The 14283-nt window shown below is 69.8% G+C and carries 11 protein-coding genes and 1 riboswitch; of the genes, 10 read left to right on the forward strand and 1 reads right to left on the reverse strand.

The features are described from left to right. On the reverse strand, nucleotides 1-2316 hold the full coding sequence (locus tag AXF14_RS09250) for a RecQ family ATP-dependent DNA helicase (RefSeq protein ID WP_067942734.1): 2316 nt from the start codon (nucleotides 2314-2316) through the stop codon (nucleotides 1-3). Nucleotides 2317-2467: 151 nt separating this feature from the next. On the opposite strand from AXF14_RS09250, the gene AXF14_RS09255 reads away from it, so the two are divergent. From AXF14_RS09255 to AXF14_RS09300, 10 genes are all read left to right on the forward strand, one after another. Continuing rightward, on the forward strand, nucleotides 2468-3478 hold the full coding sequence (locus AXF14_RS09255; RefSeq protein WP_236755473.1) for a MarR family winged helix-turn-helix transcriptional regulator: 1011 nt from the start codon (nucleotides 2468-2470) through the stop codon (nucleotides 3476-3478). Nucleotides 3479-3702: 224 nt separating this feature from the next. After that, nucleotides 3703-3792, forward strand: a riboswitch (SAM riboswitch). 227 nt (nucleotides 3793-4019) lie between these two features. After that, nucleotides 4020-5282, forward strand: a complete 1263-nt coding sequence (locus tag AXF14_RS09260) for a cobalamin-independent methionine synthase II family protein (RefSeq protein ID WP_067942736.1) — start codon at nucleotides 4020-4022, stop codon at nucleotides 5280-5282. 161 nt (nucleotides 5283-5443) lie between these two features. Next, complete coding sequence (locus AXF14_RS09265) at nucleotides 5444-6649, forward strand: cobalamin-independent methionine synthase II family protein (RefSeq protein WP_067942738.1); 1206 nt, start codon at nucleotides 5444-5446, stop codon at nucleotides 6647-6649. A gap of 30 nt (nucleotides 6650-6679) precedes the next feature. Further along, nucleotides 6680-7882: a cobalamin-independent methionine synthase II family protein gene (locus tag AXF14_RS09270; RefSeq protein WP_067942739.1), complete on the forward strand. Its 1203-nt coding sequence runs from the start codon at nucleotides 6680-6682 to the stop codon at nucleotides 7880-7882. 411 nt (nucleotides 7883-8293) lie between these two features. Then, nucleotides 8294-9088, forward strand: a complete 795-nt coding sequence (locus tag AXF14_RS09275; RefSeq protein ID WP_067942741.1) for a class I fructose-bisphosphate aldolase — start codon at nucleotides 8294-8296, stop codon at nucleotides 9086-9088. Between the two features lie 4 nt (nucleotides 9089-9092). After that, nucleotides 9093-9674, forward strand: coding sequence for a glycerol-3-phosphate responsive antiterminator (locus tag AXF14_RS09280; protein WP_067942743.1), 582 nt, complete (start codon nucleotides 9093-9095; stop codon nucleotides 9672-9674). Continuing rightward, on the forward strand, nucleotides 9652-11181 hold the full coding sequence (locus AXF14_RS09285) for an FGGY-family carbohydrate kinase (RefSeq protein WP_084355486.1): 1530 nt from the start codon (nucleotides 9652-9654) through the stop codon (nucleotides 11179-11181). Before AXF14_RS09280 ends, AXF14_RS09285 begins: the two co-directional genes overlap by 23 nt. Beyond that, a complete protein-coding gene (locus AXF14_RS09290; protein ID WP_067942747.1) occupies nucleotides 11171-11920 on the forward strand; it encodes an SDR family NAD(P)-dependent oxidoreductase in 750 nt (249 codons plus the stop codon). The genes AXF14_RS09285 and AXF14_RS09290 overlap by 11 nt, the downstream gene beginning before the upstream one ends. Before the next feature lie 6 nt (nucleotides 11921-11926). Further along, the gene (locus AXF14_RS09295) at nucleotides 11927-12931 is read left to right on the forward strand and encodes a 2-hydroxyacid dehydrogenase (RefSeq protein ID WP_067942749.1); all 1005 of its coding nucleotides are present in this window, start codon (nucleotides 11927-11929) and stop codon (nucleotides 12929-12931) included. A 7-nt stretch (nucleotides 12932-12938) separates the two neighbouring features. Further along, nucleotides 12939-14195: a PTS transporter subunit IIC gene (locus tag AXF14_RS09300; protein WP_067942751.1), complete on the forward strand. Its 1257-nt coding sequence runs from the start codon at nucleotides 12939-12941 to the stop codon at nucleotides 14193-14195. Nucleotides 14196-14283: the final 88 nt, after the last annotated feature.

A 14283-nucleotide genomic window follows, 5' to 3' on the forward strand; every position in this document is an offset into this window, starting at 1 on the left:
TCAGCGCTGCGCGAGGACGAAGGGGTGCACGCTCGCGGCCCCGCCCTGCAGAAGCATCGCGCCGGCCACGGTGAGGGTCCAGCCGGAGTCGGTCCAGTCATCGACGAGGACGACCCGCGCACCCTGCAGGCCGGCGAGCGCGTTGCGGCTCCAGTCCGCCATGGTCAGCGACCGGGCCACGTCGGCGAGGCGGAAGGCGGAGCCGACGTCGTGCCGGCCGGGCTCGCCGGTGACGCCCATGATCCCGAGCGGCCGTGCCGCGAGCTGGTGGGCGACGGCCCGGCCGAGCTGACGCACGAGCTGGGGCCGGCGCCGCGACTCCACGATGACGACGACGAGCTCACCCGGCCCGCCCGCGCCGTCGCCGTCGGCCCCGTCCCAGGGCTCCTCGCCGTCGGGCAGGCCGTCGCCGTCGGCGTCCCCGGAGTCGATGAGGGAACCGAGGCGGTCCGCGACCTCGAGCACCGGGCCGCGCAGGACAGCCGGTACCTCGCCGTCCTCGCCGGACTCCACGAGGTCGCGCAACGGGCCGGAGATCCCGAGGCCGTCGAGGCGCCCGACGGCCATGCCCTCGCCGAGCCGCTCGTCCTCCTTGATCTTCCCCTTGAGGTCCGGCAGCCCGAGCCGGGCCATGCCGGTGGGCCACTGCTTGCGCGGCTCGAGGCTGACGCCCACGCGGGTGAGGGACTCGCGGGCGGCCTCCACCTCGGTCGCGCTGGCGGCGGCGGCGAGGTCGAGCCCGCCGCACAGGTCGCACTTCCCGCAGCGCCAGCCCTCGGGCATCTCCGGGTCGTCGAGGGCGGCGCGCAGGAAGGCCATGCGGCACTCCGGCGCCTCGAGGCGCTCGTAGCGGAGCATCGAGTCCTGCTCGGCGAGGCGGGCGGCCTCGACGCGCTGGTAGCGCTCGGCGTCGTAGACCCAGGACTCGCCCGTCGACTCCCAGCCGCCGCGCACCCGCCGCACGGCGCCGTCGACGTCGAGGACCTTGAGCATCGACTCCAGGCGCGTGCGCCGCAGGCTGGTCACCGTCTCGAGGACGTTCGTGCTCATGACTCCGTTGCCCTCGGCGCGGGCGGCGTCGAGCCCGGCGAGGACCTCGCGGACGTCCGGCTCGGGCGGGAAGCCCTGGGCGCCGAACCACTCCCAGATGGAGCGGTCCTCGGCGCCCGGCAGGAGGACGACCTCGGCTCGCGCGACCCCTCGGCCGGCGCGGCCGACCTGCTGGTAGTAGGACACGGGCGAGCTCGGCGCCCCGACGTGCACGACGAAGCCGAGGTCCGGCTTGTCGAAGCCCATGCCGAGGGCGCTCGTCGCGACGAGGGCCTTGACCCGGTTCTCCTTGAGGCTCACCTCGAGGCGCTCGCGCTCGGCCGGGTCCGTCTGCCCGGTGTAGGTGGCGACCTTGAGGCCCGCCTCCCTTAGGCGCTGGGCGACCTCGCCGGCGGCGGAGACGGTGAGGCAGTAGACGATGCCCGATCCCGGCTGGGAGCGCAGGTAGTCGGTGAGCCAGGCCAGGCGCGTCGCCGCGTCCGGGAGGGTGCGCACGCCCAGGTGGAGGGACTCGCGCTCGAGCGTGCCGCGCAGGACGAGGACCTCGGGCGCCTCGCGGCCCATGGCGCGCCCGGCGAGCTGCTCGGCGACGTCGTCGGTGACGCGCCTGTTGGCCGTGGCCGTCGTCGCCAGGACGGGCGTGGCGGGCGGCAGCTCGGCGAGCAGCGTGCGGATGCGGCGGTAGTCGGGGCGGAAGTCGTGGCCCCAGTCGGAGATGCAGTGCGCCTCGTCGATGACGACGAGCCCGGCGTCGGCGGCGAGGTGGGGGAGGACCTCGTCGCGGAAGACGGGGTTGTTGAGGCGCTCGGGGGAGACGAGGAGGACGTCGACGGCGCCGTCGCGGACCTGCCCCTCGATCTCGTCCCACTGGGTGGCGTTGGCCGAGTTCATGGTGACGGCGTTGATGCCTGCGCGCTGGGCGGCGCTCACCTGGTCCCGCATGAGGGCGAGGAGCGGCGAGATGATGACGGTCGCGCCGGCGCCGGTGCGCGCGCCGGGGGAGGGGACGGGGGCGCCGTCGCGCCAGCCGGCCCAGCCCTCGCGCAGGAGCACGGTGGAGACGAAGTAGACGGCCGACTTGCCCCAGCCGGTGCGCTGGACGACGAGCGCGCGGCGGTGGTCGACGACGAGCGCCTCGATGGCGCGCCACTGGTCCTCGCGCAGGGCGGCGTCGGCGCGGCCGACGAGCTCGCGGAGGACTGCCTCGGCGCGCTCGCGGATGGGGGAGTGCGTGGAGGTGGCGCTGGGGCTGCTCGTCTCGCTCATGCCGCCACGCTAACGCGCCCCTCCGACAGGAATCTGAAGGCCTTAGGGCTGTGACGCAGAACGTACAGGTTCCTGTCATACCTGCTTGACAAGGTTCGACAGGAACCTGTAACTTCGTCTCCATCAAAAACCGACAGGTACCCGTAGAAAGGTGCCCAGCACGACCCAGGAGAACCCCATGACGACCATGGACCCGAACCAGAACACCAACGCCCACCCCGACGACGCCACCGCCGACGCCACTGCTGCCGCTCAGGGGCAGCGTCCGGACCGCTCCGGCGTCGAGACCCGCCTCCACCGCCTCCAGCGCCTCGTGCGCCGTCGCCGCCACGAGCAGCGCGGCCCCCGCGGCGCGGGCCCCTTCGGCGACGCCACCCGCGGTCGCGGCCGCGTCATCGCCGCCCTCCAGATGCAGAGCCCCATCCCCACCCGCGAGCTGGCCTACCTGCTCGACATCCGCCAGCAGTCCCTCAACGAGCTCCTCAAGAAGCTCGAGGGCGACGGCCTCGTCGAGCGCACCCCCTCCGAGAAGGACAAGCGCGTCATGCTCGTCTCCCTCACCGACGCCGGTCGCGCCGCCGAGGTCGGGCGCGGGCGAGCCGACTACCTCACCGTCCTCACCGACGAGGAGGCCGCCCAGCTCGCCGGCCTCCTCGACAAGATCATCGACTCCCTCGAGGCCGAGCTCGGCGTCGCCGCCGACGAGGACCCCGCCGACTGGCAGGCCGAGGCCCGCCGCCGCATGGGCGACGATCGCTTCGAGGCCATGATGCGGATGCGCGAGGAGGGCTTCGGGCCCCGTCGCTTCGGTCCCGGCCCCTTCGGTCGCGACGGCGGACCCGACGGCGGCCCTCACGGCCACCACGACGGCCCCCACGGCCACCATGGCCGCCACGGTGAGCGTGATGATCACGAGGGCGGCCCGCGCGGCGGTCGCGGCGCGCACCGCGGCTCCTGGGAGCCCGACGGCGGCCCCCTCGGCGAGGGCGGGGCGCACGACGGGCGGCGTCGCGGCCAGCTCGGCCCCGGCTTGCCCGGCGGCGAGATCCCGGAGCGCGGCGCCCGAGAGTTCCGCGGCGGACGCCGAGGTCGCGGCGATCGCGGGCGCGGCTTCGGCCGCCAGGGCCGCTCCGGCCTCGAGGGCTGGGGCGAGCGCGCCTGACGCCGCCGGGCCCGGCGGGCCCACGCCGTCCCACCATCGGCCAGACCTCCCTGGACCAGCACGACGCCGACGGCGCCCGGCTCGTCCAGGGAGGTCTGGCTCGTCCGCGCTCAACGGCGTGCGGCCATGACCGAACCCCGCCCTCGCCGCGCCCTGTCTCGCTCCGCGGGAGCGTCGCGCCGTGACTTGCGACGCACCCGCCGTCGGCGGTTATGCTCCGCCCATCACCATCCCGAGCGGCCGAGAGACCTGGCTCCCCGACGCCGCAGCAACCACGCCGTCCGGCGGGGTGCTCCAGCCAGGAACGATGGAAGGCGACCATGCAGACCACCCGATGCGAGGCCGACGCCCCCGGCGCCTGTCCCCGTACCGCGAGGACGGAGCTTCCCCTGCCCGCGCAGCCGCGCGTCGCAGGGGCGGTCATGCCCCGCTGAGGCGCCCGGTCGTCTCAGCCCCAAGCCGCACGCGCCCGACGAGGGCGGCGCGGCGCCGGTCCCCACCGCCAGCCCGCGGCACCGCCGCAGCCACGAACAGGACCACCATGACCACGCGAATCCGCACCACCCACGTCGGCTCCCTCCCTCGCACCCAGGCCCTCACCGACGCCAAGGACAGCTACCTCGCCGGCTCCCTCGGCCGAGCCTCCCTCGACGAGGTCGTCGCCACCGAGACCGCCGGCGTCGTCAAGCGCCAGATCGACCTCGGCCTCGACGTCGTCAATGACGGCGAGTACGGCCACATCGCCGTCGGCGGCGACTACACCGCCTGGATGCTCTACGCCTACCGGCGCGTCTCCGGCGTCACCCCGCAGGACCCCGCCCACCCCGACTACGTCCCCGCGACCATCCGCCCCTCGCGCTCGCGCACCACCTCGATCCACCTGGCCGAGTGGACGCAGCACCGCGACTGGCTCGCCTTCGACGAGGCCTACGGCGACCCGGGCTCCGGCACCCTCTTCGGCGGCGCGGAGGACGTCTCCGCCGCCTTCTTCAAGGGCGAGGGCGGCCCGCTCCTGCCCGCCGTCACCTCCGCGGTCACCTACACCGGCGCCGACGACGTCGCCCGCGACCTCGCGGCCACCCGCGCCGCCCTCGAGGCGAACGGCCTCACGCCCGGCTCCGCCTTCATCTCCGCCCTCTCACCAGGCTCCGCCGGGCGGCTCGACGACGGCTTCTACGAGTACGACGACGACCAGGTCAACGCCTTCGCCGACGCCCTGCACCATGAGTACAAGGCGATCACCGACGCCGGCTTCACCCTCCAGCTCGACGCCCCCGACCTCGCCGACACCTGGGACCTGTTCAACCCCCAGCCGAGCCTGGCCGACTACCGCGCCTTCACCCAGGTGCGCATCGACGCCATCAACCGGGCACTCGAGGGGATCGACCCCGCCCAGGTCCGCCTCCACGTGTGCTGGGGCTCGTGGCACGGCCCGCACTCCACGGACATCCCCTTCCGCGACATCGTCGACCTCGCCCTCCAGGTCAACGCCAACGGGCTCTCCTTCGAGGCCGCCAACGTCCGCCACGAGCACGAGTGGAAGATATGGAAGGACATCGTCGACAACGGCCAGCTTCCGGAGGAGAGGTACCTCGTCCCCGGCTGCGTCTCCCACGTGACCAACGTGCTCGAGCACCCCGAGCTCGTCGCGGACCGCATCACCCGCTTTGCGGAGGTCGTCGGCCCCGAGCGCGTCGTCGCCTCCACCGACTGCGGGCTCGGTGGTCGCGTCCACGGCCAGATCGCCTGGGCCAAGCTCGCCTCCCTCACCGAGGGCGCCCGCATCGCCTCCGAGCGCTTCTGAGCGCGCGCCCCGGCGCCCGCGGGCGCGCTCCACGGGGCAGCGTCCCCGATCGAACCGGCGCCCCATCGCCGCACCAGCACCGACACGACCACCCGCACCACGACCTCCGCCCGGCCCCGCTCCCGCGGCCCGGCGCCCTGCAGCACCACCAGGAGAAGACCATGACCACCATCCGCACCACCCACGTCGGCTCCCTGCCCCGCACCGACACCCTGCTCAAGGCCAACGCCGACCACGCCGCCGGCACCCTGACCGACGCCGAGCTCGCCGACGTCGTCACCGAGGAGACCGACGCCGTCGTCGCCCGCCAGGCCGAGATCGGCCTCGACGTCGTCAACGACGGCGAGTACGGCCACACCATGACCGAGAAGGTCGACTACGGCGGCTGGTGGGCCTACTCCTTCGAGCGCTTCACCGGCCTCGAGATCCTCCACGAGCTCCCCGAGCACAAGCCCACCCCCGCCGGCAAGCTCGAGCTCGACGCCATGGGCGACCGCCGCGACTGGGTCGCCTTCGCCGACGCCTACTCCGACCCCACCAGCGGCATCCACCTCGCCACCCAGGGCGTTCCCGTGTGGCCCACCGTCACCGGTGAGATCCGCTACACCGGCCACGCCATCGTCGAGCGCGACGTCAAGGCCCTCACCGCTGCCCTCGAGAAGGCCGGCAAGCCCGTCTCCGACGGCTTCATCGCCTCCATCTCCCCGGCCGCCGCCGCCCGCATCGGCAACCAGTACTACGAGGACGACGAGGCCGCCGTCTGGGCCTGGGCCGAGGGCCTGCGCGAGGAGTACAAGGCGATCACCGACGCCGGGCTCACCGTCCAGATCGACGCCCCCGACCTCGCCGAGTCCTGGGACCAGTTCAAGGTCGCCCCATCCGTCGAGGACTACCGCCGCTTCTCCGCCGTGCGCATCGAGGCCCTCAACCACGCCCTGACGGGCATCGACCCCGACCAGGTCCGCTACCACATCTGCTGGGGCTCCTGGCACGGTCCGCACTCCACCGACCTCGGTCTCGAGAACATCGCCGACCTCGCCCTGTCCGTCAACGCCAACGGCTTCACCTTCGAGGCCGCCAACGCCCGCCACGAGCACGAGTGGCGCGTGTGGAAGGAGCTCGTCGAGGACGGGGGCCTCGCCGACGGCAAGTACCTCATCCCCGGCGTCGTCTCCCACGCCACGAACGTCCTCGAGCACCCCGAGCTCGTCGCCGAGCGCATCGAGCGCTTCGCGAGCGTCGTCGGCCCCGAGCGCGTCGTCGCCTCCACCGACTGCGGGCTGGGCGGCCGCGTCCACTCCCACATCGCCTGGGCCAAGCTCGAGTCCCTCGTCGAGGGCGCCCGCATCGCGAGCGAGCGACTCTGAGCGGCGCCGACCAGCGAGAGGATCACCTGCATGACTGACATCCGCACCACGCACGTCGGCTCCCTGCCCCGCACCCCGGAGCTGCTCGCCGCCAACGACCGCCGCACCGAGGGCACCATCAGCGACGAGGAGTTCGCCTCCGTCCTGTCCGCCTCCGTCGACGGCGTCGTCAAGCGCCAGCACGACCTCGGGCTCTCGATCGTCAACGAGGGCGAGTACGGGCACATCACCTCCGGCGCCGTCGACTACGGCGCCTGGTGGAACTACTCCTTCTCCCGCCTCGGCGGCCTCACCATGACCGACGAGGACCGCTGGGCCAACCCCGAGCGCGTCCGCTCCACGCCCGGCAACCCGCGGCTCACCTCCTTCCCGGACCGCCGCGACCGCGTCCGCTTCAACGAGGCCTACGAGGACCCGACCTCCGGGATCCTCACCGGCCGCAACAAGGTCGGCAACCCCAAGATCACCGGGCCCCTCACCTACATCGGCGGCGACGCCGTCCAGGCCGACGTCGACCTCCTCCTCGCCGGCCTCAAGGCCAACGGCCTCACCCCGGCCGACGGCTTCGTCGCCGCCCTCTCCCCGGGCTCGGCCGCCCGCATGAAGAACGAGTACTACGAGGACGACGAGAGCCTCCTCGCCGCCTGCGCCGACGCCATGCACGAGGAGTACAAGGCGATCACCGACGCCGGGCTCACCGTCCAGATCGACGCCCCCGACGTCGCCGAGTCCTGGGACCAGATCAACCCCGAGCCGTCGCTGGCCGACTACCGCGAGTTCATCGGCAAGCGCATCGCCGCCGTCAACCGGGCGCTGACGGGCATCCCGGAGGACCAGGTCCGCTTCCACGTGTGCTGGGGCTCCTGGCACGGTCCGCACACGACCGACATCCCCTTCAAGGACATCGTCGACCTCGTCCTCACCGTCAAGGCGCACGGCTACACCTTCGAGGCCGCCGGCGCCCGCCACGAGCACGAGTGGCGCCTGTGGGAGGACACCGCCCTGCCCGAGGACAAGGTGATCATCCCCGGCGTCGTCGCGCACTCGACCAACGTCGTCGAGCATCCCGAGCTCGTCGCCGAGCGCATCGAGCGCTTCGCCCGCCTCGTCGGCCCCGAGCGCGTCATCGCCTCGACGGACTGCGGCCTGGGCGGACGCGTCCACCCGCTCATCGCGTGGGCGAAGCTCGAGTCCCTCACCGAGGGCGCCCGCCTCGCCTCGAAGCGCTTCTGAGCGCTGAGGCGTCGGGCGCTCTGAGGCGTCGGGCCCGCCGCGGCCCGACTGCTCGCCGCGCCGCCCCGTCGTCGGACACCCGACGGCGGGGCGGCGCTGCGCCAGGGGCGGGGTCGACGGTGCTGCCCAGGCAAACCACGACGTCGGCGGCAGAGCGTGGCGGGGACGACACAGACGGCGACGACGTCATGGATTGCCGTGGGCGTCATGGGTTGGCCGGTGGGGAGCGGCAGGTGACGGTTCCGGTACGACCCCGCTCGAGGGACTGCGTCGTCGGCGTTGACAGGACTTCAGTCTCCCCGTAGTGTGTGCAGGACCACAACAAAAGACTCCGAGTTTGCACAAGAGACGCTCACGACTGCCAGACGGCAGTAGTGGGCGTTTTTCTGTGCCCGAGATTTTGGAGAAGACATGACAATCGGTGCCTCGACGCGGCGACTTCATCGGCTCTTTGACGATGACGGCCGCAGTTTCATGCTGGCGCTCGACGCCCACAGCTTCAGCCCGGCCCCGCAGAACGTGGACCGCGCGCTGAGCCTGGTGCCGCAGATGGCCCCGCTCGGCCTCGATGCCGCACTGGTGCCGTACGGCATCGCATCGCGACGACCCGAGCTGCTGGACGGGGTGGGCCTTGTTCTCAGGTGCGACGCGTCACGTAACGTCCTCGACCCGTCGGTCCCAGGCACGAGGATGGTGAATGACGCGGGTGACGCCGTCCGTGTCGGTGCAGACGCAGTCGTGGCCATGACCTTCCTCGGTGCGGCCGACGACGGACAGGACGCCGTGCAGGTCCTCGCCGCTCAGGCTCACGCCCAGGGGCTTCCCGTCATCGTCGAGTCTCTGCCGTACAGCTTCAGTGGCAAGGGCACACCGGGGCTCGCGCCCGAGACGGTGTCCGTTGCTGCGCGGCTCGCCGAGGAGCTCGGGGCCGACCTGGTCAAGACCCGTCTGACGGGGACGGACGACGACAAGGCTATCTTCGACGCGGTGACGGTTCCGGTCGTCGCTCTCGGTGGTCCCAAGACGGGTCTCAAGGAGTACCTCGAGTACCTCTCGCGCTGCCTGGATCTCGGAGCCTCGGGCGTCGCCGTGGGCCGCAACATCGTGGATGATCCTGAGCCGTTGGCCAAGGTTGCGGCCATGGCCGGGATCATCCACGACGGCAAGTCGGTCACGGACGCACTGGCCGTTTACGAGGCTCGCTGACGCCGTGGCCGTCTCATCCGTCTGGCGCGTGATCCCCTCGGTGCGCAATCCCAGACAGCTGGAGCAGGCCCTCGCCAGTCCATCTGACGAGGTGCTCCTCACCGGGGTCCACATCGGCAACCTGGCGGCTCTCGCCCGCCGCGCCCGCGAGTCCGGCAAGGAGGTCATGGTCCATTCGGACCTCGTAGGCGGATTTCGAGCGGACACCGAGGGCATCCGGCTCCTGGCCAACGAGTTCCACGTCGATACCGTCTTCTCCTCCTCGCTCTCGACGCTCGCCGCAGCGAAGCGAACGCCGCTCAAGCGGTACCTACGCATCTTCCTGGTCGACTCGCGATCCCTCGACAAGGCTGTCGAGTCCATCAGCGGATTCGACGGCGACGGGGTCGAGCTCCTCCCCGGGCCGGTCGCGGGTTATGTCCTCGACGAGTTCCGGAGCCTGCTTCCCGGGCGCCAGATCCTGGCCGGCGGCTTCGTCCGCTCGCGCCAGACCCTCGCACAGCTCAAGGCCGTCGGCTTCGACGGTGTCACAACAAGTTGCAACTCAATGTGGAGTGATCTTGATGAAGTACATCCTTGGAATTGATGATGGTGGCAGCGTCACGAAGGCTGCGCTGTTCGCCATGGACGGCACCCTCGTCGCGATGAAGGGTGGTCCCGCCGTCCAGATGATCTCGCCAGGGCCCGGCCAGACGGAGCGCGACATGGAGTCCCTCTGGCGAGCCAACGTGGAGGCCATCCGGAGCGTCATCGCAGAGTCCGGCGTCAGTCCGGACGACATCGCCGCCGTCTCCGCGACAGGGCACGGGAACGGCCTCTACCTCGTGGACGCCGAGGGCGACCCGACGTTCGGAGCCGTCATCTCTACGGATGAGCGCGCTGAGGCCCGTGTGTCCCAGTGGGTCTCTGATCCGGGGTTCGAGAGCGAGATCCTCCCGAGGACCGCCCAGTCGCTGTGGCCCGGTCAGCCGCCCGCGCTGCTGGCGTGGATCAAGAGCGAGCGCCCCGAGGTACTTGAGAGGACGCGCTGGGCCCTCCTGGCCTCAGGCTTCGTCCGCATGCGTCTGACAGGCGAGGCGACCGTGAACCTCTCCGACGTCTCGGGCACCAGCCTGTTCAACGTGGGGGAGCGACGGTACGACCGGACGATCCTCGACTTCTTCGGGATCCCGGAGCTCGCGGAAAAGCTCCCTCGCGTGGTCGGTGCGACCGAGCTCGCCGGCCGCGTCACGCGCAGAGCCGCCGAGGAGACCGGCCTCCGCGAGGGAACCCCCGTCGCCGGCGGAGTCTTCGACATCGCGGCGTCCGCGCTGGCATCGGGACTGGTCACCAAGAACCGGCTCGCCGTCGTGACCGGGACGTGGTCCATCAACGAGTTCGTCTCCGATGAGCCGGTCATCGACAAGGACCTGTTCATGACCTCGATCTACCCGACGGAGCACGCCTGGCTGGTGACCGAGGGATCCCCGACGTCGGCGGGCGCCTTCGAGTGGTTTATCAACGCGGTGCTCGCTCCTGCAGCACGGCTCGGGGGCGGTAACGTCGACGACCGCGGCCGCCTGTACGACGCCGTGGACGAGCTCGTGTTCTCCCAGGAGGTTGAGAACGGAGACGTGCCCGTCTACCTCCCGTTCGTCTTCGGCACCTCCAAGCACCCGATGACCCGTGGTGCGTGGACGCGGCTCGTGTCTGACAGCGGGCTCGGGGCGATCATCCGCTCGGTCTACGAGGGCGTGGTCTTCTCACACATGGAGCACATCGCGCAGCTCGAGAAGTACGCGGTCCTTCCGCAGGAGGCGATCTTCACTGGTGGGATCGCCAACAGCGCAAGGTGGACTCAGCTGTTCGCCGACGCCTCCCAACGTCAGCTCCACGTGACCCAGGTCAAGGAGGCGGGTGCTCTCGGCACGGCCATGGCAGGGGCGGTCCTCGCGGGCGAGTACGGGAGCATCGACGAGGCGGCAGCCGCGATGCACCCGGGCTATCGCGTCGTGGACCCCGACCCGACGAAGGCAACGAGGTACGCCGAGCGGTTCGGCGCCTGGAAGGCCGCCGTTAGCCGTCTCGAGGGAGGTCACGGCGATGACCGCTAATGAGGGCTTCCGCGGACGCCGCGCGCTCGTCACCGGGGGAGCGACGGGACTCGGACTGGCGGTCAGCCGCGCGCTGCTCGCCGGCGGGGCCGAGGTCGCCGCTACGTATCGACCCGGCGGTCACACTGAGGGGATCGAGGCGCTGGTGGCCAAGTACGGCGACCGCGTGCACCCCTGCCAGTGCGATCTCGCGGACTCAGGCTCCGTCGACCGGGCGTTCGACGAGGCGGCAGGCGCCATGTCGGGCGTCGACCTCCTGGTCAACAACGCAGGGATCTGGCTCAGCAACCCGTTCGAAGACATCGCGGTGAGGGACTGGGACCGGACCTTTGCCGTCAACGTCCGCGCCCCCTTCATCCTGTGCCAACGATTCATCCGGCAGGGAGTGCCCGGAAAGATCGTCAACGTAACCTCGCAGGCGGCCTTTCACGGTTCGACGAGCGGGCACGCGGACTATGCGGCGTCGAAGGCCGCACTCGTGACGATGACGATCTCGCTGGCGCGCGAGGTGGCGCGCAAGGGCGTGAATGCCAACTGCGTAGCCGTTGGAATGATGCGGAGCAACATGGTCAGGGAGGCACTCGAGAAGAACGAGGAGTCGTACCTGGCGAGAATCCCGAAGGGACGTGTCGCGGAATCCGAGGACATCACGGGCACCGTGCTGTTCCTGCTGGGACCGGACAGTGACTACATCACCGGGGCGACGATCGACGCCACCGGGGGAATGCTGATGAGGTGACATAAAATGAAGATTCTGGCGATCGCGGACGGTTTCATTCCCGCGGACTACATCCTGGAGGGTTTCAAGGGGCATCCCGAGATGTCCGACGAGCTCGAGGTCCGTACCTGGGTCCACGAGTCAATCGAGGCCCTGCAGGCTGACAACCTCGCCGTCGAGCATGGCGGGCCGGAGTCCGTCGAGGTGCCGGCCGAGCTGTTCGAGGGCGTCGAGGACGTTGAGGTCATCGTCACCCAGTTCTGCCCCGTTCCGCGGAGCATCCTGGAACGCGCGGTGCGTCTTCGCGCCGTCGGAGTGATGCGAGGCGGCGCTGAGAACGTCGATGTCGATGCCGCTGCGGAGCGCGGCGTCAAGGTGCTCAACACGCCCGGACGCAACGCCGAGGCGGTGGCCGAGTTCACTCTCGGACTGATGCTCACTGAGATGCGCAACATCTCGCGGTCCGAGGCGCGCCTTCGCAAGGGGAGCTGGGATCGCGACTTTCCCGATGCCGCTGCCATCCCTGAGATCGAGGGCAAGACTGTGGGCGTCATCGGGTACGGCCAGATCGGGCGCCGGGTCTCGCGGTTCGTGCGCGCCATGGGGGCCTCGGTCCTCGCGTACGACCCGTGGGCGACGGAGGTTGAGGATGGTGTGGAGCTTTTGGGGGACCTCCTCGACCTTGCGAGCCGGAGTGACATCGTGACGATCCACGCCCGGCTGACGGCGGAGACGCACCACCTGGTCTCGAAGGAGGTGCTCGCGGCCATGCGGCCGGGCGCGTTCCTCATCAACTCGGCGCGTTCCGGGCTGGTGGATGAGCAGGCGCTCCTCGAGGCGTTGCGCTCCCGCTCGATCATGGGGGCCGCGATCGACACCTTCGACCATGAGCCGCTGCCCCTCGATAGTGGCTTTCAGGATCTGGAGAACGTGACCATCACTGGTCACCTCGCCGGCTCGACGGTCGATGCGTTCAAGAAGACGCCCAGTCTGTTGGCGGACCGGATTGTGCGAGAGCTCGCGGGGAGGTGAGATACCCATGAGCGTTATTAACGCGGTCGTGGGCCTTGGGGCTCCCGTCATGATGCCGATCCTCTTCCTCGTCATGGGGCTGGTTTTCGGACTTGGATTTGGGAAGTCGTTCAAAGCAGGAATGCTCGTTGGTATTGGGTTCGTTGGAGTGAGCCTGGTAATCAACTACCTTCTCGACGCGCTGGGCTCGGCGACTCAGGCGATGGTTGACCGGCTGGGTCTTCATCTGACTGTGCTCGATGTGGGATGGGGTACTGCGTCGACAATTGGGTGGGGGTCTCCGCTTGTTCCGGTCGTGGTCGTCACCCTGCTCGTGGTGAACGCTTTACTTCTTGTCGTAGGTCTCACCAAGACGATTGATATTGACATTTTCAACTATTGGATCTTTCTGCTTGTGGGGGCCGTCGCCTATGCTGCGAGCGGACGTTTCTGGATCGGCGTCGCCGCTTGTGTCATTGCTTTCGTCCTCTCGCTCGTCGTCGGTGACCTCATCGCACCATTCGTTCAGAAGCAGTACGACCTGCGTGGCATCTCCTTTCCGCACTTCACATGTCTAAACTTCGTGCCTATCGGCATCGTCGTCAATTGGGCTGTCGAGCACACGCCTGGTTTGCGCAAGGTCGATATCAATCCGGAAAAGATTGCGAAGCGCTTCGGAGTGCTCGGTGACCCGATTGTCATCGGACTCTTGCTCGGCCTCCTCATGGGGATGGGTGGTGGTATCGGTGTGGACGACACTGTTCTTCTCGGAGTTAAGGTGGCGGCCTCGATGTACATCCTTCCCAAGATGATCGATATTCTCGTCGAGGGACTGACGACCGTCCGTGATGGTGCTGAGATTCGCCTCAAGAAGTGGTTCCCGAATCGCGAGTTCTACTTCGGAATGGATACGGCGCTCCTTATTGGCGAGCCTGCCGTCCTCGCCACGGGCGTACTCCTAATCCCGATCGCTCTGGTGTTGGCGTTCATCCTCCCCGGGAACAAGGTGTTGCCCTTTGTGGATCTGCCGTCACTCATGTTCCTCATGGCGCTGGTGACGCCCTTCTGCAAGCGCAATATGTTCCGCATGCTCCTAACCGGCACCGTGGCGCTTGTTCTGATCATGTACGCCGGCTCCGACCTAGGTGTGTGGTTCGCGCAGTCGGCGGGACAGTCGGGGATTGAAGTTCCCAGCGGTACACCGGAGATCACGAATCTCGTGGGTGGCGCTACCACACCCGTCGGCTGGCTCCTGATCCGCCTCGCGGCAATCTTCGGAGCTTGATCTCGGCTCTCGAGAGTGAGTACCCGCCCCGCCGTCGGCCCCCCGACGGCGGGGCGGCGCCGTGCTCAGGCCGGCCGGCGCTCGCGGG

Source organism: Actinomyces radicidentis (assembly GCF_001553565.1).
In the GTDB taxonomy this organism is placed as follows: Bacteria; Actinomycetota; Actinomycetes; order Actinomycetales; family Actinomycetaceae; genus Actinomyces; species Actinomyces radicidentis.